18 protein-coding genes are annotated in these 17,645 nt (G+C 32.8%); 3 read left to right on the top strand and 15 right to left on the bottom strand.

Annotation, left to right across the window (positions count from 1 at the left end; translation table 11 throughout):
- Positions 1-579: 579 nt before the first annotated feature.
- Positions 580-1,452: an AraC family transcriptional regulator gene (locus B9Y87_RS18205; RefSeq protein ID WP_085500400.1), complete on the bottom strand. Its 873-nt coding sequence runs from the start codon at positions 1,450-1,452 to the stop codon at positions 580-582.
- Positions 1,453-1,647: 195 nt separating this feature from the next.
- On the opposite strand from B9Y87_RS18205, the gene B9Y87_RS18200 reads away from it, so the two are divergent.
- Positions 1,648-1,902, top strand: a complete 255-nt coding sequence (locus B9Y87_RS18200) for a DUF983 domain-containing protein (protein WP_245808753.1) — start codon at positions 1,648-1,650, stop codon at positions 1,900-1,902.
- Between the two features lie 268 nt (positions 1,903-2,170).
- Here B9Y87_RS18200 and B9Y87_RS18195 read toward each other — a convergent pair whose 3' ends face one another.
- The 6 genes from B9Y87_RS18195 to B9Y87_RS18165 form a co-directional block, all read right to left on the bottom strand.
- Complete coding sequence (locus tag B9Y87_RS18195) at positions 2,171-4,510, bottom strand: TonB-dependent receptor (protein WP_085500398.1); 2,340 nt, start codon at positions 4,508-4,510, stop codon at positions 2,171-2,173.
- A 139-nt stretch (positions 4,511-4,649) separates the two neighbouring features.
- Entirely contained in the window at positions 4,650-5,738 is a 1,089-nt protein-coding gene (locus tag B9Y87_RS18190) for a helix-turn-helix domain-containing protein (RefSeq protein WP_085500397.1), read from the bottom strand.
- 197 nt (positions 5,739-5,935) lie between these two features.
- Positions 5,936-6,430 (bottom strand): VOC family protein, encoded by a 495-nt coding sequence (locus B9Y87_RS18185; protein WP_085500396.1) that lies wholly within the window; start codon positions 6,428-6,430, stop codon positions 5,936-5,938.
- Between the two features lie 75 nt (positions 6,431-6,505).
- Complete coding sequence (locus tag B9Y87_RS18180) at positions 6,506-7,321, bottom strand: AraC family transcriptional regulator (protein WP_085500395.1); 816 nt, start codon at positions 7,319-7,321, stop codon at positions 6,506-6,508.
- Positions 7,322-7,467: 146 nt separating this feature from the next.
- A complete protein-coding gene (locus B9Y87_RS18175) occupies positions 7,468-8,022 on the bottom strand; it encodes a class I SAM-dependent methyltransferase (RefSeq protein WP_317045138.1) in 555 nt (184 codons plus the stop codon).
- Between the two features lie 323 nt (positions 8,023-8,345).
- The gene (locus tag B9Y87_RS18165) at positions 8,346-9,347 is read right to left on the bottom strand and encodes an NAD(P)/FAD-dependent oxidoreductase (RefSeq protein ID WP_085500392.1); all 1,002 of its coding nucleotides are present in this window, start codon (positions 9,345-9,347) and stop codon (positions 8,346-8,348) included.
- Positions 9,348-9,438: 91 nt separating this feature from the next.
- Between B9Y87_RS18165 and B9Y87_RS18160 the strand changes: the two genes are divergently transcribed.
- Positions 9,439-9,828, top strand: coding sequence for a Fur family transcriptional regulator (locus tag B9Y87_RS18160; protein WP_085500391.1), 390 nt, complete (start codon positions 9,439-9,441; stop codon positions 9,826-9,828).
- A gap of 37 nt (positions 9,829-9,865) precedes the next feature.
- Here B9Y87_RS18160 and B9Y87_RS18155 read toward each other — a convergent pair whose 3' ends face one another.
- From B9Y87_RS18155 to B9Y87_RS18120, 7 genes are all read right to left on the bottom strand, one after another.
- Entirely contained in the window at positions 9,866-10,606 is a 741-nt protein-coding gene (locus B9Y87_RS18155) for an SDR family NAD(P)-dependent oxidoreductase (protein ID WP_085500390.1), read from the bottom strand.
- A gap of 76 nt (positions 10,607-10,682) precedes the next feature.
- Positions 10,683-11,249 carry a Crp/Fnr family transcriptional regulator gene (locus B9Y87_RS18150; RefSeq protein ID WP_085500389.1) on the bottom strand — a complete coding sequence of 189 codons (567 nt, stop codon included), beginning with the start codon at positions 11,247-11,249 and terminating at the stop codon, positions 10,683-10,685.
- 135 nt (positions 11,250-11,384) lie between these two features.
- Positions 11,385-12,308: an MBL fold metallo-hydrolase gene (locus B9Y87_RS18145; protein WP_085500388.1), complete on the bottom strand. Its 924-nt coding sequence runs from the start codon at positions 12,306-12,308 to the stop codon at positions 11,385-11,387.
- Positions 12,309-12,408: 100 nt separating this feature from the next.
- A complete protein-coding gene (locus B9Y87_RS18140; protein WP_085500387.1) occupies positions 12,409-13,266 on the bottom strand; it encodes an alpha/beta fold hydrolase in 858 nt (285 codons plus the stop codon).
- 174 nt (positions 13,267-13,440) lie between these two features.
- Positions 13,441-14,004 carry a TetR/AcrR family transcriptional regulator gene (locus B9Y87_RS18135; RefSeq protein ID WP_085500386.1) on the bottom strand — a complete coding sequence of 188 codons (564 nt, stop codon included), beginning with the start codon at positions 14,002-14,004 and terminating at the stop codon, positions 13,441-13,443.
- A gap of 442 nt (positions 14,005-14,446) precedes the next feature.
- Positions 14,447-14,941: an SRPBCC family protein gene (locus tag B9Y87_RS18125; protein ID WP_085500385.1), complete on the bottom strand. Its 495-nt coding sequence runs from the start codon at positions 14,939-14,941 to the stop codon at positions 14,447-14,449.
- 83 nt (positions 14,942-15,024) lie between these two features.
- Entirely contained in the window at positions 15,025-15,456 is a 432-nt protein-coding gene (locus B9Y87_RS18120; RefSeq protein ID WP_085500384.1) for an SRPBCC domain-containing protein, read from the bottom strand.
- A gap of 127 nt (positions 15,457-15,583) precedes the next feature.
- Here B9Y87_RS18120 and B9Y87_RS18115 point away from each other — a divergent pair, with 127 nt between their 5' ends.
- Positions 15,584-16,573: a GlxA family transcriptional regulator gene (locus tag B9Y87_RS18115; protein ID WP_085500383.1), complete on the top strand. Its 990-nt coding sequence runs from the start codon at positions 15,584-15,586 to the stop codon at positions 16,571-16,573.
- A 232-nt stretch (positions 16,574-16,805) separates the two neighbouring features.
- Here B9Y87_RS18115 and B9Y87_RS18110 read toward each other — a convergent pair whose 3' ends face one another.
- Entirely contained in the window at positions 16,806-17,423 is a 618-nt protein-coding gene (locus B9Y87_RS18110) for a YceI family protein (RefSeq protein ID WP_085500486.1), read from the bottom strand.
- Positions 17,424-17,645 lie beyond the last annotated feature (222 nt).

Below are 17,645 nucleotides of genomic sequence, written 5' to 3'. Positions count from 1 at the left end.
AGAGTCAATTTTCTTTTTTAATGAGAACCTTTTGAGCCCAATTAAATGCTATATTTGTTGCATATAAGTTAAGACTTGCATAATAGGTTATTAAACAAATCTATTTTTACAGTTTAAAAGAGGACGTAGGGGTGCGTCCTCTTTTTTATTTAATATGATTGCGTCTTCAATACTGGGTATGGTCTAAAATTGCTTCAATGGATATAACGGGGGTTGTATATTTTGAGCTTTTATTTGCTATATAAACTATCATCTTCATGAATTTTTTTTATGGAAACGTATGATTAGCTTTTCCAAAAACCCCTTTTTTATTATCCTTTCGAACTGTTATCTACGCCTAGGTTTTATATTACTCGTCCTTGTTCACCCTGTTAACCTCCGAATTGGAGTAAAGTGCATATATCAACTTGGTCAACACTACCTTTCAGGGGCTATAAACCACAGTTTTTTAAGTTTTCCTAGCCCATGGGCTTTGTGTGTATGTAATTTTAATTGATTTATTATCTCCAGGAGGTCTGGTAATTTATCGGGACGGAACAGTTTTTAACGGGTTACTGCAATGTGCGTAGGACAAAATGGTCAAAAATACTTTTTGCGAAAATTCATGGGTGTCATGCCCGTTCTGGATTTGAAAAACTTTGAAAAATAGGCATAGTCAGTAAATTCGAGGGTATATGCTATTTGGGCTAAATTATCTTGGGAATGTACAATCAATCTTTTTGCTTCTAGAATCGTTCTTTCAGAAATCAATTGACTAGTTGTTTTGTTAATTGTTTGTTTCACTACTCTATTAAGATGTTTTGTGGTTATACTTAATTTATCAGCATAAAACTTTGGTAATTTTTCTTTGTGAAAATTGACATCGATTAAGTTTTCCAATTTTTCAAGTATGTGGAAATAGTGATTTGATTTGAGTTTTTCTAAATTGATGCCAACTGTATATTCCCTTGTTAATTCTATATAAATATTGTTTAGCGAATTTAATATTTTCAACTCTCTAAATAGGTTAGTTTGGTGATATTCGGTATATGCTTCCTTAAAATTAAGATGTAGTGTTTTCAATTTTTTGGATTTTAGTTCCAGTACAGGAGGGTTCTGATAGGAATAATAAAAAGGGAACATATGTAGCTTATATTCCAAAAACTTTAGTTCATAAAATTCTTGGGAATGAAAAATGATGAATCCTTGAGGTTGTGTCTCAAATTTCCAATAATGTGTTTGCCCTGGTTTTAAAAAGAAAACTTTGCCAGGATTTATTTTATAAGTGTTAAAGTCAATTTCATGTGTACCTGTGCCTTCCGTAAAGAGTACACATAGATAGAAATTGTGGCTATGGGGTTTGTTGATTAAATTTTTGTTGCGCCGTAAGTGATCAGAAAAGGAATTAATGTACACCCCATTAAGGGGTGCGGATTCTTTAAACTGACTAATATCCAGAACAGGTATTTTCATAGTTTATGTCCTAAAAGTACAAATTTAGGCGAATATAATGTATGAATAAAAGACATTTAACGTGTTAATTTTGAAGTCTAAAATCAATATATTTTGGGTAAGGTTATTAATGCTTTGAATTGTAAATGTCCGAATTGTAAAGAAGGAAAGATCTTCAGAGACGGGGGGAATATTATATTATTGCATATTCCTGAAATGAACCACAGATGTCCAGTATGTTCTTATAAATTTGAAAGGGAAACCGGATTCTTTTTTGGTGCTATGTTTGTGAGTTATGCACTTGCTGCCGCGGAAATGATAACCAGCCTTGTAGTGTTTTGGTATTTTATTGATTTTTCACCGTTAAGTGTTTTTGCCATAATTGTTGTTATAGCATTTCTGTTAAGTACTATTAATTTTAAATTGTCTAGGTCTTTCTGGATTTACTTGTTTTACAAAAATAAGGTATGAAAATCGCTGATTATGTCATAGGGTTTTGACCTTTTTTAATTCTTTCCAATATTGGATATTTGTTTTGTGCAGAGGGATTTTTTTCCAGAATATTCTCGATACAAAGAAGGTATAGGTCAGGTGTAACCCATAATAAATCATTGTACTAAGATTTGTTTTGCGGGTTAATATTTATCTTGGAATTAAAATTGCATACGGTGGGAAGATTTTTGAATATAGCCGAGAACTAGCTATTAATTTTATTCTGAGTTGTACGCTACCTTTATATTTAGAATGATATTTTGTAGCTAATATTCGGTATCATTAATGCTTCCCTGAATTCCTCCACTTTATTGGTCTTAATATTGTATCTATGACCTTGAAAGTCTTTGTAGTTTGTTGCATTAAGTATTTTTAAAGATAATTTTTGTGTGGATTTCTTTTTATACCATTCATAATTGATCGTAAAATGGGATATGATAGATGTCTTTGATTGCTCGGTAAAAGGGGTAGTTTCATTGTAAATAACATCTTGCTCCATAAATGAAGCAGTTGGATCAATTTTTGAATATCTGTCACCGCCTTGAAGGCTTAATTTTAAATTTATTCCAAGTAAACTTTGTTTTTTCTTACCAATTCTAAATTCTTTTCCAACTAGCGTATTAAGGAGGTAATTTTTATTAAATCTGGTATTGTACCAAACATTAGTGTCTGTTTTATATTCTGAATTGAATATAGAACCGGAGAACAAATAATAAAATCCATTATCTACATATTGCTCTAAAGTTAGATCGAGCCCATAATTTTTACCTTTTCCATTATTTTCATAGGTATCATTGATAAACCAATCATTTTGTAAATTAATAAGTGATTCAGTACTGTTTTCTATTACAGGAATATTAAATAGATATTGAAAATAGGGTTCTATTTTTAAATGCAATTTTTCATTAATATTCCAATCATAAGCCATTACGAAATGATGTGCTTTTGAAAAATCTAAATTTCTGTTGGCTTGGTTGGACCTGGAATTGCCAGTATTTGCAAGGTAAATGTTTAACGGTTCCATTCTACTGTGTAATCCATATCCAAAACTTATTTCATTATTATCGTTCAGTTGATAATTCAGTCCTAAACGTGGTTCAAGAGCAAAGCTGTTATTCAATGTAAACAGTTGAGAATTTAGGCCAATATTTAGTTGCCATTTTTTTAATGAAATAGAGGAACTTGAAAATGCCGATACTAAAGAGCTAAAGCCATCTTCGTCGACTAATGAATTTAGACCAATTTCAGGTTCTCCTTGATTTTCTTTCAGATTTAGGTCATATCCTAAACTCCTTACCATGATCCCTGTTTTATTAGTGTGTGTTGAGTTGAATTTTTTATTTATGAAAGACTTGAAAGTAATATTGTAGTTTTTATTGTTTATTTCATTCTCAGGTTGTAATTGTGAGGTATCGTCTAACCTATCTGTTTTTAAATCGATTCCATTGGCAGATATTGATAATGTAGAGTTCAAGTATGCTGAATTTTCAAAAACAAGCCTGTGATTTAGACCAACAGCTCCCATATACTGTTTTACATCTTGCTTTTCAATATCCTGATAATAAATTTGTTTGTCAGTTTCAGTTTCCGGTTTTGACCCGGACTTGTCTATTAATCCAATTCCCCAAACAGAGAATATTCCAGCTTTTGTAGTAGGTAGCGTTAATTTAAAAGATAAATCTTGATAATTTGTGCCATCAGCATCATCTGGCAACAATGATGAAACAAGACCTAATGTTGAATATCTATAATTTACGAGATAAGAAGCGTTGTTTTTTTTGCTTAAAGGTCCTTCCGATGCAAAGTCCATTCCAATGGCTCCAATTTCAAAACTATGTTCAAATTCTGTGCTATTACCATTTCGCATTCTTATATCGAAAACCCCGGACAATGCGTTATTGTATTCAGCAGGAAAAGCTCCTGTGAAAAAATCGGAATTGGCTAGCAAATTGCTGCTCAAAGCCGTTAATCCGCCACCACCAAAAGATCCTAAATCAGCAAAATGATTTGGGTTGGAAACTTCCACCCCTTCAATTTTCCATTGTAAATATTTTGGGGCATTCCCTCTAATTACAATGGCATTGTTGCCAACACTACTAGCTACCCCAGGAAAGGAAGAAGCTAAACGTGCAGGGTCATCAAATCCTCCTGCATACCTATTGGCTTCTTCTACACTCAGCATACGTGTACTCACTGAAGCCATTTCATTAAGAGGTTTAGCTTTAACAAGCTTTGGTTTAAGAACAACTTCACTTAGAGCGAATGCGCTTTCAGTTAGGGCTATGGTTAAAACAACTTCTTTAGCAGAAGTAACTATAACTTCAGGCACTATAATAGGTTCATAACCTAAGTAAGAAATCTGTAAATCATATCTGCCAATAGGAACATTATTAAGAATAAAATTACCATCCATATCAGAGGTGGTACCTATAATCGGATCAGTACCGATTATTGTTATTGTAGCAAAAGGTATAGTTTCTTTGGATGAATTATCGATTACTGAACCTTTAATATTTTGTGTTATATCTTGTGCGTTTATAATTGATAATGAAAGCGAAAATACTAGTAGTAAGATATTTCTAGTCATAATTAAATTGTAGTTAAAGTTAGCTACAAAATTAGATTAGAATGTTCGTGCCTATGTTCGAAGTTATATAACTGAACTTGTTTTTAAAACTTTGTAAGTACTTGAAAATAAAGGTATAAAAAAATGTTGGAGTTCGATTTTATAAAGCTGCACCATTTTTTTTAAACTCTGAAGGAGTTTGTCCGCTAATCTTTTTGAAGGTGGTATTAAACGAAGTTTTTGAATTAAAGCCCGATTCAAATGCAATGCCAAGTATGGTCAAATGTTCATTTTCCTTATCCAAAAGCAATTCTTTTACTCTTTGAACTCTATACCTATTAACAAACCAAAAAAAACTTTCTTCGAACGCAGCATTAATTAAATAGGAAAGCTGATGCGGTGTAAAATTCATTAATTCAGCTAATTGTGCAAGAGATAATTCAGAATCTAAATAAGGTTTCTGATCATCCATTAGTTTTATAAGATGCTCTTTTTGAGATTTTAATTCGTCATCAGTAATTAATTTTCTCTTATTTGTTTCTGTTTGTTCTTCAGATGAAATAATAAGGTTACGTTCATTTTCATCCAATAAGAAAATCTCTTTTTGTTTAAGTGAATTGTATGCAATAAAGTATACAATTGATAACGATACAATATTTGCAAATAAGTTTAAATCTGCTTCAACGAATAATAAATTATAGATGCCAATAAAAGCAACTAGGGTGAAAATTGCAAGAATGATTAACTCCAACCATTTGAGATCGATTTGAAACGTATTTGATGAAAACAATCGAATTCTTTGTTTGTGCTTTTGGATTTTGATATAAGACAAGACTATAAAATAAAAAGCCTGAATAATTACCAAGGCAATTAAGACTAATGATAGGTTAGCGTTGTCGCTATAAAATTGGTTAACCATTAAAACAATAAGTAGTATTATTGGGAAAAGAAAATGAATAAAATCCTTTCTTCCATATCTGAAATTTGGGTTAGCGTAATACGCTATACTATAATAAAATACAACGGGAGTTAAAAATTGAAAAAAACGAATAGGTAGCCAAAATAGGTTACTCTGAATATCTAAACGTATCAAAACAAGAATCTCTTCGAGCCAAAAAGAAGACCAAAAAAATAGAACTAGTCCAAACCAAAAATTCGCCTTCTTATTGACATTTACTGGGTTCGCTATTAATAAAAATGAGAGTAATAAAAGAGAACCGAATAATAAAATTACGACAAGAGTATTCATTAAATTGTGTTAGGTGGTTTTTTATTTTTAAGTTGATTCCAATTCCCCTATTTGGTTTAGGTTTTACACAACGGTACCGTATAAAGTAGTAGCGGCTTAAACGTGTAGCAATATACCTAATTAAACACAAAAACGGATCGAGTTTGCACCCGAACCGCTATTGCTTTTATTTATTGTAGGGGTTCCCTTTTCTTCTCCTAATTTGGAGAATTTAGTCCAAGTTTATTTCCTTCTGTATCCGTGAACAAAGCAAAAAATCCATTTCCATCTGCGTGAGAGGTTTTTGGAATGATGATTTTTCCACCATTTTCATCAACCTTGTCAAGAATATGTTGAAGATTGTCACCGCCATTTAGATAAATGGTTACTCCATCTGCCGAAGGTCTGTACCCTTCGCTGTTCACTATAACTCCTGTAACCATTTGTCCATCATAAGGGAATATTCCCATATCCATTCCTGGCATTTCCATTTTTTCAATTTTAATGTCCAAAATTGTTTGATAAAAATTGATTGCTCGGGAAATATCCGTTGCAGGAATTTCAAAAAGTGAAATAAAACTTTTCATATTCTTGTCTTTATCGATTGTTGTATATTTATTTACGTTTGGTTCGGTAGCAGAAGTCCCTTTATTTTTACAGGATACACCTCCAAAAGTCAAAGCAATAATTGAGATAAGTATAAGGTCTTTCATTTTCCGTTTGTTGTTGACGGAACAAAAATAGCAGTAGAAAATCCTTTGAAATTGTAAAAATGCGACACCCTTATGCTATTTGTAAAAAAGGGCGGAAAGAGCTAAATTTTCGTGCCTGATAAACTCTTTAGGGTTTATTCCAGTAAATTCCTTAAAGTCCTTTATGAAGTGTGCTTGGTCAAAATATTCACTTTCATAGGCAATATCGGTAAGGTTTTCTGATTTTTGGTCAAGCAACATTTTTAAAGCGGTTTGTAATCGAATTACCTTTCCCAATTGTTTAGGGCTTATCCCAATTTGCCTTTTGAAGTTTCTTTCGAGTTGTCTTCGCTTGGACAAGTCGTCTTTAAGGATTGAATTTATCGAAGCACTTCCGTTTGATAATAGAAGGGAATCAACGGTGTTTATTACAATTTTATTAATCGTTTTTTCGTCATTAAGCTTATCCAAAAGAAATTTTTCAATAATACTTATTCGTTCTTCCGTATTATTCGCATTGATTATTTTTTGCTCCAAATCATCTGCGTTTTCTAGTGCAAAAAGTTGGTTTATGGGTGTTTCCTTATTTGCCAAATTGCTAATTGGTTCAGAAACAAAGTTTGCAAATCCATAAGGATAAAATCGGACAGCGAATGTTTTAACAAACCCTGTTGGCTCAATGTAAAAAGGTTCAATGGTTTGTCCGAGTACCATAGCACGAGGCTGAAGTATAAATTCATTTTCGGAAGTGTATCTTTTTATGTCATCTCCGAGAATAAACGCCATTTCAATACAGCCATCAGGTACTATTCGTTGTTTTTGTGAATCAGACTGTTTAGGCACTTCCAAAGTCCAATAACAACTAACAAGTGATTTTAAGTCAATCTGTGGTTCGTATGTTTGGTAGTCCATTATATTTGTCTAGGTCGTTTTTTTTATAGTGAAGTACAAAGGTCTTGTATATGATTAGTTGCAGACATTTCCAACGGAAATTGTCCGCCTTTACCGAAGATAGTTAATTGCGAGGATTTCCACATGGGAAATCGGCCAGCAATTCATTATACCTCCTGTTGAGGGTGGTAATTTTTTTTCTTTTTGCATTTGATCAGATACATTGGTTGGTTTTCATTTACTTCTGTAATTTCAAAAAGCCCATACTTGTTAAATTCCGTATGAACTGATGCTTGGTCGTAGTAAAATATTTTTGCTCCTTTATGAATTTCGTAACGGTCTTTACTTATCAATTCACCCTTTCCAAATTGAGGAGTTTTTTTGGTTATGGCGGTAAAAACCATAAATCCATTTTCTGTCAATTGGTTGTAGCAGTCTTGTATCAGTTTTTCTCTTTCTTGGCAGTCCAATAAATGAATGAGGGCATAACAAAAAATTCCGTCATATTTTTTGTGCTCAAACGGCATTTTCTTTACAGAGCCGTGAAAAATGTTCATTTCATTTCCATAATGTTTTTTTGCTAACGCGATGGCTGTTTTTGAAATTTCAATTCCGCTTACTTTTATTCCATTTTCGATGAATGGTCGGGCATTTCGCCCATATCCAATTCCCGGGATGAGAATATTTTTTATGGCATTTTCTACAAAAAAATCTTTTGTCAATTGGGCAGATTTTGCAGGTTCCATTCCCCACATTTCTTGTTTGTCGGTAAATGCTGTTTCCCAAAACTCTGCCATACTACCTACAAATTTTATCTGCTAATAATTCACATTCAATTCCTTTACTTTTAAGTTGTTGGATTATTGAATATGTATCGATCGTTTTTCCTTCAATTCTTAAAATGGAATGACCGCAAGGATATGGTTTGTTGAAATCTTCCAAGTTAAAATTGAATTTTAGCTGTGGATATCCATTTTCCAAAAATTGTAGAATTTCAGTTGATAGAATTTCTGATTTTACGTTGGTCATAAACACTTCTACCATATCAAAAATTTTCTTGTGACAATTCGTGATTTACCATTACACCTGTGATAGTACCACTGCTAACTGCCATTGATACAGAGCGCATCATTGTGCTGTTGTCTCCACAAGCAAATATGCCATCTTCACTGGTTTTCTGCATAAAATTCACTTCAATGTGTCCGTTTTCCGTGATTTTACAACCTAATTCTTGGGGTATATTTGAATTTTGCTCAAATGGAATAGAGGCATAAGCTGATTCAAAATGCTCCGAACTACCGTCTTTGAATACAATTTTTTCCATTTGTCCATTATGATGTTCTATTGCAGAAATTTCTTTTTCAATGATTTGAATATCGTGTTGTTTTAACTTTTCGAGTTGCTTTACTTCAAAGTCTTTTGATCCCGAAGTAATAATCGTAATTTCTTGAGTTAAATTGTTTACTAAAGATGCAAGGTGAAACGCTCTTTCTCCTGTGGCAATTATGGCAGTTTTCTTGTTTCTTATTTCGTAACCGTGACAATATGGGCAATGCACAACTGTGATTCCCCAACATTCAGAAAAACCTTTTATATCTGGCATTAGGTCTTTAACTCCTGTTGCCAAAACCAATTTCTTTGCTGTAAAAACATCGCCTTTTGAAGTAGTGACTTCAAATCCTATATTGTTTCTTTTACCGCTAACAGCAAGTCCGTCATAGAATTCAATGCTGTCGTATTTTGCTACTTGACTTTTGGCAATTTCAGAAATTTCCTTTGGTGTACTTCCGTCTTGAGTTAAAAAATTATGTGAATGTGGTGTTTGCCGATTACATGGTTTACCTGCGTCAATGACCAAGGTCCTGCGAAGTGAACGTCCTAATGCCATTGCTGCTGAAAGTCCTGCATAACTTCCACCTATTATGATGACTTCAAATTCTTTTTTATCCATATTGTTATTGTTTTGAGCAAAGAGTGTTATTGGTTGTGGTATTGTAAGTACAAAACCTGATACGCCTAATAGTTTAATTATTTGTCTTTTGTCCATTAAACAAACAATTTAATGCGAAGTGGTCGCAATAGTGTTTTTGGCAAATATACCATCTTTTTATATTATTGCAACTTATTCGCAATAAAATATGAATCGAAGAAATACACCTACAAAAGAGGCCGTTCTAAACTTATTAATGAATTCGAGAAATGCGTTGAGTCAAGACGCTATTGAAAGGCAGTTGGATATTGAAATCAATAGGGCTACAATTTATAGAGTATTGAACAGGTTTTGTGAGGACGGGATAGTCCACAAAATAGTTGCAGAAGACGGAAAACAGTATTTTGCCATTTGTAAAAAATGTGAGAATCCACAAGAAGTTATTCAACCTCATTTTCATTTTCGTTGTTTGTCGTGTGATACGATTGAATGTCTGCAAGTTCCTGTTGAGTGTTCAGTTCCTAATGGTTACGAAGTTCAAAATGCAAATTGTGTTCTGACTGGTACTTGTAATAATTGTTCTTTATTAAGCACATAAGCTCTACGGTTATACAAAATCTTATGTTTAATTTTAATTACCAAGCTATTTCCTCGGTTTCAGGATTTGTTTCTTCACTAAAGAATTTTCCCGTTGGACCATATTGATCAATTGTTGCATATTTGACAACTCTTTTAGCTGCTGTTTCCACATCTCCACCATTTCCAAAAGTAAAATCTGTAGCAGTTAATCCTGGACAAACGGCATTTATTTTAAAATTTGTATCGCGAAGTTCGTAAGCTAAATGAATTGTGTACATATTCAAAGCAGCTTTAGAAATTGCATACACCGCATATTTTGCATAATGGTATGCGGGCCAGTTTGGATCGCTTTGCAAAGTAAGAGAACCAACACTTGTGCTTAAATTTACAATTCGGGGTTCTTCTGATTTTTTGAGTAAATTGATAAATACTTTGTTAACTCTTGATGTTCCGATAACATTGACATCAAATGCAGTTTGAAATTCTTCTGACTTGGCCTCTAAAGCACTGTATGGTTCATTCCCACCATTGATGCCGGCATTGTTAATCAAAAGATCTAAAACTTCTGTTTTATTAGCGATTTCTTCGAAAGCTGTATGGACTGAATGGTCATCTGTTACATCTAGTTGTATATGCTCAACATTGGTTAAATTTTCTGTTTTCAATTTTTCAATAGCTGCAGTTCCATTTAGGATATTTCTACTTCCTAGATAAACGTAATACCCTTTTTGTAATAATAATTTTGCTGTAGCAAAGCCAATACCTTTGTTGGCCCCTGTAATTAATGCTCTCTTCATTTTATTTCTTTTTTAATGATGAAACAAAATTAGAGTGATTAAAAAAAGATTGTTTAACAAATGGTAAAAAGCATTTTTAACTTAGACTTTTCCGAATACGGCTCAACGATTGTTGTGTTACACCTAAATAAGACGAAATGTATGCTAAAGGAATACGATTAACAAGTGAGGGGTGATTTTCTATGAAGTCCAAATAACGTGTTGTAGCATCTTGGGAAATTACCGGATTTTTTCTGGACTTTTGATACATACATCTTTGAACCATTTTATTTTTAATAGTGTTCCATCCGACAATAATTTGTGAAAGTTCTTCCCAATTTTCCTTTGAAAAAACAATAAGCAAACTATTGGTGCAAGCCTGGAGGTAATCCAAAGAAACAGCATTGGCCTCAAAATTCACATAATCACACATTATACTGTTTTCTTGGATAAAACAGCGGGTTATTTCTTCTCCTTTATTGTTATAATAACATCCTCTGAAAACACCTTTAATCACGAATGCGACTTGTCTTGGTATTTTACCTGCTTCTGAAAAATAGGCTCCTTTCCCAAGTGTTATTTCGTGAGCGTTGTGTTTTATTAATTCAATTTGTTGTGTGTTTAACTGCCCAAACTCCAAGATATAGTTTATTAGTTTATTCATAGTTGCAAGATTTTTACTTATTATTTATTAGAGATTGTTAAATGGTGAAAAATTATAAGCAGGAATTATGGATAGTGTTAACTGTATTAAAGTAATATATAATGACTACGTCAAAAAAACTGCATATCAAATAAATTACTTGATAGGTATCCATTCATATTTATGTTCACTTTTATTAAGTTTACCAATTCCTGGAAACTTAATGTGAGCTCCTGCAACAGTTATTTTTTTATGGGTTAGGGTTTTGTATACTTTTAGTCGTTGTCTCTTTCCTTTTTCAATATCTATATCATAGATATCTTCAAGATTTGGAAATACAAATTGTATTTCTTTGATGTGTACCATATCTCCCCAAAACAATATTTTATTATGTCTGCTTTTAAGTAAGTAAGCCGTATGACCAGGGGTATGACCTACTAGGGGAACAGTTTTAATTTCGGGAAATATACTTTTAGCACCTTTAAAAGTTTTTATTCTATCTTTATACAAATCTAGGATAACTTGTTCTTTGAGAAAAAAAGATCGTTCCATCCCTTTCATTCCATCAAGATTATTAATATCCGTATAATAGTTATATTCAAGTTCGTTTAAATGAATGATAGCATTTGGAAATACAATGTTATTATCAATCGCTAATCCTCCAGAGTGATCCGCATGAACATGAGTTAGTAGTATATCTGTAATATCTTTTGGTTCGTATCCCACCATTTTTAAACTCTCTATTAGTTTTCCTGCCGAGTCAATATTTAAAAAATCTCCCGCTCCGACATCAATCAGTATTTTTTTATTATCCAACAGGATTAGAAAGGCATTGACTTGAATATTAACCGGGTTTTCAACCTGGAATTTATTGAGTAGACTGTCGATTTGACCTGAATGTTCCTCTTTTAATAATTTATAAGCATCTGTCGGCACAACGCCGTCAGATAGTGATATAACTTCTACCTCTCCGATTCTGGTTACAAATGGGTTTTGTTTTTCTTGTGCTAAAGATTGTAAACTTATTAATTGAACTATACTTAATATGAGTAATAATGTTCTATTTAAAACCGCTGTCATTTTATTTTTATTTTAAGCTTGTAGTCTGTAATGGGTTAGGGTCTGTTACTGATAGAATTTTAGGCTGTCAACAGTAATTTATTTGAGGCCATTGGGAATACTAAATAGCATTCATAAAATCTCGTATTTTTGATATGATCTCATCTCCATTTTCTTCAAGAGCAAAATGTCCAGTATTATAAATATTATAATCTATTCTCTTGACATCTTTCTTAAATGCTTTTGCACCACTTTCGGGAAAGTATTCATCATTTTTACCCCAGACCACTAGAGTTGGTGGTTGGTGCTCTCTTAAATACTGTTGCCATTTAGGATATAATTTTAAATTACTTTGATAATCGTACCATAAATCTAAATTTACTTTGTGTGCATTGGGACGTGACATCCTTAAATAATCTAAATGCCACGTATCAGGATTGATGTTTTCAGGATTTCTAGTACCGTGGGTATATTGCCATTTTAAACCTTCTAGCGTAAAGGCTGGTAACAAGGCTTTTTCGGTACGTTCATTGCGGTCTTTCCAAAATTCTTTAATACCGGCCCAAGCTTCACCAATACCTTCTTCATAAGCGTTCCCATTTTGAGTAATAATTGCGGTTACTTTTTCTGGGTCTGCAGTTGCAATTCGGAAACCGATAGGAGCCCCATAATCCTGCATCATTATTGCATAAGAGTCTAAACCTTTAAATCTAATAAATGACTGCATGGTTAGAGCTATATGATCAAAGGTGTATTCATATATTTCAGGAGAAGGAAAATCACTATTACCAAAACCTGGATAATCTGGAGCTATTAGGTGAAATTCATCCCCAAGTTGATTAAGCACTTTCCTGTATTGATGTGATGATGATGGGTAACCGTGTAACAATAAAATTGTTGGTTTATCTACATTCCCTACTTCTCGATAAGCAATCGAAACTCCATCAACTACTGTATTTCTGTATTTAATTTGATTCATTTTATTTTCAGTTTTTATTATTTATTTTGTTTCTATTGTATTATTTGTACAGCTAATAAATAATGCCAAATAGATTAGGTGAATCCATTTCCTCTTTTTTATATTATTTGAATTCATGGTTTTATAATAAGTGTTAATAACCGAACGTTCGGTAAATATATAAGCTAAATTTTTTTATTTTTTGGTGTATATATCTTCAATTTTATTTAAGGTGTCAATAAAAATATTTGGATTATTACAACCTCTTGATACGATAAGGCTACCTTGAATATCAATAAGCACTTGAGTTGCTTTTTCTTTTGCTACTGATTGACTTAAATCAAATGCTAGTCCAATATTCGTAAAAGCATCCACCCAATATGACATAGAATCATTAATAAGTTGATTAAAAATGTTTATTCCAGATTGCATTGAGAAGGCTTGTAAAAGACAAGGAGTGTTACCATTGTCGTACAGTTTCTTTATGTATTGTAATCCATTTTTAAGTCGCTCTTCTGGAGTTAGTAATTCATTGGTTAGTGTATTGAAAACATGTTCTTCTACCCAATTATTAACATTTAGCAATACAGCTTTTGCCATTTCTTCCTTTCCTTTAGGAAACCGATGATATAAGCTTGCTTTTTTTAATCCAGTAGCTTCTGCTAATTCAGCCAAACTTGTCCCTTCATATCCTTTTTCTCTAAATAGTTTTGCAAAGCCATTAAGCATTTCTGGTTCTTCTATTTTTTGTGGTCTCATATTGCAAATATACAAAATGAAATAAATTTACCAAACGTTCGGTAACAAGTTTATTGATTTTATACTATAAATAATTTCGCTCAATAAAAAATGATATACTGTTTATATATGAACGGGCAATCCAAAAGTTCTTGCTAGAAGAAAATGGCTGGGATATGGGATATTCGAAAGGTCTCTCTTATTTATCAATAACTACAATTTGAATATTGTTGTTTCTACTATAATTAAGAATTCCTAACATGTCTATTGAGATATTACCCTCAATTCTTAACACTCTATCGCAATCTTCCAAATCGAAGTTGATACGGTAATTTGGATATAATTGATTAAGGTCGGTAACTATTTTGCTTGCCAATTTACGGCTGTCAACATTAGTTTTGAAAATTTCAACAATATTTCTATTAACCGAGATTTTTTTCACATTCATAATTATATACAACCCTTATTTCTCAGGCAGCCCCCATTTCTTGATCAATTCTGCATTTAAACCACCTTCTTTGCCATTTGGCATACCACTTCCTTTCTCTATTAAACTTTTTAAGCTTCCTTGTATATAACTAGTCCAGGCATCATTACAAACTTCATAACATTCATATTCAGGCGTTAATCCTTCATGGGTGAAAATCACTTTTGTTTTATTGCCCTCTTCCGCTATTTCAAATATGAGTTTGGTGTTTATCCACTCTGTTTTGTCTTCCACAAAACTAAACTCGTTGTCTGTTACTAGATAGACCAACTTCTTGTTTGGTAGTCCTTCAAGTAATTTCACTTTGCATAAGTGCACATCTTTGTAATGGTAGAAAAAAGTTTCACCTGGGGTACCGGTTTCTCCAATAATTTCTTCGGACCACCAAGCTCTAAGGTTTTTGATAGCATTAAATGCTGTTTGAGCATCTTTGTTTACAATAATAGTTGAAGAGTAATTTTGATTTTCCATTTGCTTCTGAATAATAGTTTTAGTTTTGACCTTTGTATTATGTGCTAGTATTGTTATGATTAAAAGGATAGGTATTGGTCTTATTATTTTTTATTTAGATTGGTTTCGAGTTGTTTTAAATATCGTGACCATGAACTTGAACATTGATCAAAACATGCTATCTCAGGAGTTAAACCTTCATGCATAAATTGCACCTTTGTCTCACCATCAGAATATTGTTGTAAATCAAAAATCAGTTTGGTATCCTTCCATTCTTCAACGTCTTCAAGAAAAGACAGTTTACTTTCTGTTACTAGCCAAACAATTTTTTTATGGGGTATTAATTCTACTAATTTTTGCTTTGTAATGTGCATGCCTCCACCTGCATGAAATGAAAACTCATCTCCTAACTTTTGAGTACTTCCAGTGATAGTTTCGTTATGAAATCCTACCCACCAATTATTAATTTCGAGTAAAAAATTAAAAATTTCATAGTCGGGTTTATGGGTTGAAAAGTAGTAGGTATAATGTGCCATTTCAATGTGTTTATTTTTGTTACAAGTTTAAAAACAGTAATACACTTTCAGAGTGTGGTATTTAGACATTGTAAAGGGTTGATTTGGACATTGATAAAATTTATCTTTGTTTCATGTGCGATGCCTTATGAAACATGTAAGTATTCTTATTCCAGATGATCAAACCAATATGAGTACTATTGCTTGTATTGTTGGAAGTTTGCAGGTGTTTGAAGCAGCTAATGCCTATTTTGAAAGAATTGGTAAAAATCCTGTGTTTAAAATCAGCCTAGTAAGCGTGAGCCATGATAAATTTCTGAATAACGGATTTTTCACCATAAAATCTGATATAACTATTTCTGAATGCAAGGAAAATGACCTGATTATACTTCCCGCAACATTGATTCGTAGTTATAAAATGGCAACACCTAACAATCAAATCCTTATCGATTGGGTAAAAAAACAGTATATAAAAGGTACTGAAATAGCTAGCATGTGTGTAGGTAGTTTTATGTTGGCATCAACCGGTTTACTATCGGGAAAGGTATGTTCTACCCATTGGGCAAAAGAGGAAGAATTTAAAAATATATTTCCTGATGTCAATATTCAAACTGATAAATTGATTACGGATGAAAATGGAATTTATACTAATGGTGGGGCGTATTCATTTTTACATTTACTAATGTATTTGGTGCAAAAATTTTACGATAGACAAACGGCAATTCACTGTGCCAAATACTTTCAGGTAGATATAAACCGAAGCCAACAATCTGAATTCTTGATTTTTAATGGTCATAAAAGTCACAATGATGAAATTATCCTTAAAGCTCAATTATTTATGGAGAACAATTATCAAGTCAAAATTTCCATTGAGGATTTGTCTATAAAATTTGGACTCAGCAGAAGAAATTTTGACCGCAGATTTATTAAAGCAACCAATTTACGTCCATTCGATTATTTACAAAGGCTTAAAGTAGAGGCAGCTAAAAAGGCATTTGAAAATTCCCGAAAATCGGTTAGCGAGGTTATGTATGATGTAGGTTATAATGATACCAAGGCTTTTAGGGAGGTGTTTGTACGTATTACAGGTATTACCCCCATAGCCTATAAAGAGAAATACAATATTGATTTACAATAATTCAGTTTTACCCAATGACCAATTAATTGGGAATTTAGCTGTGGTCCGTGCAATAGAGGGGCTCTCTATTTGAAAGAGCAAAAATCTACTAGGTATTGAATTTTTATCGGTGAAACTCAATTTTGAGAAGTCAGTAAGACGCACTTAAAATTGCAAGTTGAACCAATCCCGCCTTTTTCGGCGGGATCTAGGTTCAATACCTCCACCCTAGTGTCGATTCCTATTATTGGGTTCAGGGCTTGCCCTGTGGTTTAATGCCTTTTGTTTTTAGAACTGCATCCACACTTAAGTCATGTTTGTCATCAACTTGTATAAAGACAATACTTGGGCGCTTTAAACCATAGTCGGTAATTAACAATGACCAAGAAGCTTTTAATTGAATTTCACCTTCCGAAACAACTACTAAATCTAAAGGAACGGTTATTTTTCTAGTAGTTCTGGCCAGGGTAAAATCGCCCCTGACCTTGACCGTCTGATTGCCCTTTTTATCAAAGTTAAATTCATCGATTAGTTTCCCATCAAAAAGTACATTGGGATTTTTTTCTGCCTCCAGCAGCTCGTACATGTGTTCATCCCGTTTGTCCTTATCGGTCTTAATGGATTTTACCGGTACTTTAAAAGCTACTTTTCCGGTTTCGAAATTGATGCTCCCCTGTAATTGATCCGACTTGCCCATGTAGGTGTTAAGTGGCATTTTTGCCTGGAAATTAGCGAGACCATCGGTGGTGGAGTATACCTGTGCATTAAAGGTATTGCTACTCAGGAAAAGGAACAGGATAGATATTTGAAAAATCAGGTTTTTGTATGGATATAAAATCCCTTCACTTTTAACTTTAATAAATTTTTTCATAAAATCAAGTTTTACTTTCAACTGTTTTTTAATCCCAAACTATGGCCAATACATATAATTGTACCAATTGTACTACTACATTGATATTATGAGCTCCCTTCTACCCTACTGTGACTGTTTAAGGGCGATGTAAACCTATGTTATCGAGTGCATGAATCGTTTTTATACGAATATAGTTTACTAGCCCGTAGGTTTTTACCTATTTTCACCTAAAACTGAATT

It is taken from the genome of Arenibacter troitsensis, assembly GCF_900177645.1.
GTDB lineage: Bacteria > Bacteroidota > Bacteroidia > Flavobacteriales > Flavobacteriaceae > Arenibacter > Arenibacter troitsensis.
The sequence above is the reverse complement of the archived record's forward strand: the minus strand, read 5'-3'. Positions and strand labels throughout refer to the sequence as shown.

Excerpts from the sequence above, each read along its gene's own strand:
- B9Y87_RS18205 (WP_085500400.1), bottom strand. The coding sequence starts at position 1,452 with ATGAAAATACCTGTTCTGGATATTAGTCAGTTTAAAGAATCCGCACCC.
- B9Y87_RS18200 (WP_245808753.1), top strand. The coding sequence starts at position 1,648 with ATGAACCACAGATGTCCAGTATGTTCTTATAAATTTGAAAGGGAAACC.
- B9Y87_RS18195 (WP_085500398.1), bottom strand. The coding sequence starts at position 4,510 with ATGACTAGAAATATCTTACTACTAGTATTTTCGCTTTCATTATCAATT.
- B9Y87_RS18190 (WP_085500397.1), bottom strand. The coding sequence starts at position 5,738 with ATGAATACTCTTGTCGTAATTTTATTATTCGGTTCTCTTTTATTACTC.
- B9Y87_RS18185 (WP_085500396.1), bottom strand. The coding sequence starts at position 6,430 with ATGAAAGACCTTATACTTATCTCAATTATTGCTTTGACTTTTGGAGGT.
- B9Y87_RS18180 (WP_085500395.1), bottom strand. The coding sequence starts at position 7,321 with ATGGACTACCAAACATACGAACCACAGATTGACTTAAAATCACTTGTT.
- B9Y87_RS18165 (WP_085500392.1), bottom strand. The coding sequence starts at position 9,347 with ATGGACAAAAGACAAATAATTAAACTATTAGGCGTATCAGGTTTTGTA.
- B9Y87_RS18160 (WP_085500391.1), top strand. The coding sequence starts at position 9,439 with ATGAATCGAAGAAATACACCTACAAAAGAGGCCGTTCTAAACTTATTA.
- B9Y87_RS18155 (WP_085500390.1), bottom strand. The coding sequence starts at position 10,606 with ATGAAGAGAGCATTAATTACAGGGGCCAACAAAGGTATTGGCTTTGCT.
- B9Y87_RS18150 (WP_085500389.1), bottom strand. The coding sequence starts at position 11,249 with ATGAATAAACTAATAAACTATATCTTGGAGTTTGGGCAGTTAAACACA.
- B9Y87_RS18145 (WP_085500388.1), bottom strand. The coding sequence starts at position 12,308 with ATGACAGCGGTTTTAAATAGAACATTATTACTCATATTAAGTATAGTT.
- B9Y87_RS18140 (WP_085500387.1), bottom strand. The coding sequence starts at position 13,266 with ATGAATCAAATTAAATACAGAAATACAGTAGTTGATGGAGTTTCGATT.
- B9Y87_RS18135 (WP_085500386.1), bottom strand. The coding sequence starts at position 14,004 with ATGAGACCACAAAAAATAGAAGAACCAGAAATGCTTAATGGCTTTGCA.
- B9Y87_RS18125 (WP_085500385.1), bottom strand. The coding sequence starts at position 14,941 with ATGGAAAATCAAAATTACTCTTCAACTATTATTGTAAACAAAGATGCT.
- B9Y87_RS18120 (WP_085500384.1), bottom strand. The coding sequence starts at position 15,456 with ATGGCACATTATACCTACTACTTTTCAACCCATAAACCCGACTATGAA.
- B9Y87_RS18115 (WP_085500383.1), top strand. The coding sequence starts at position 15,584 with ATGAAACATGTAAGTATTCTTATTCCAGATGATCAAACCAATATGAGT.
- B9Y87_RS18110 (WP_085500486.1), bottom strand. The coding sequence starts at position 17,423 with ATGAAAAAATTTATTAAAGTTAAAAGTGAAGGGATTTTATATCCATAC.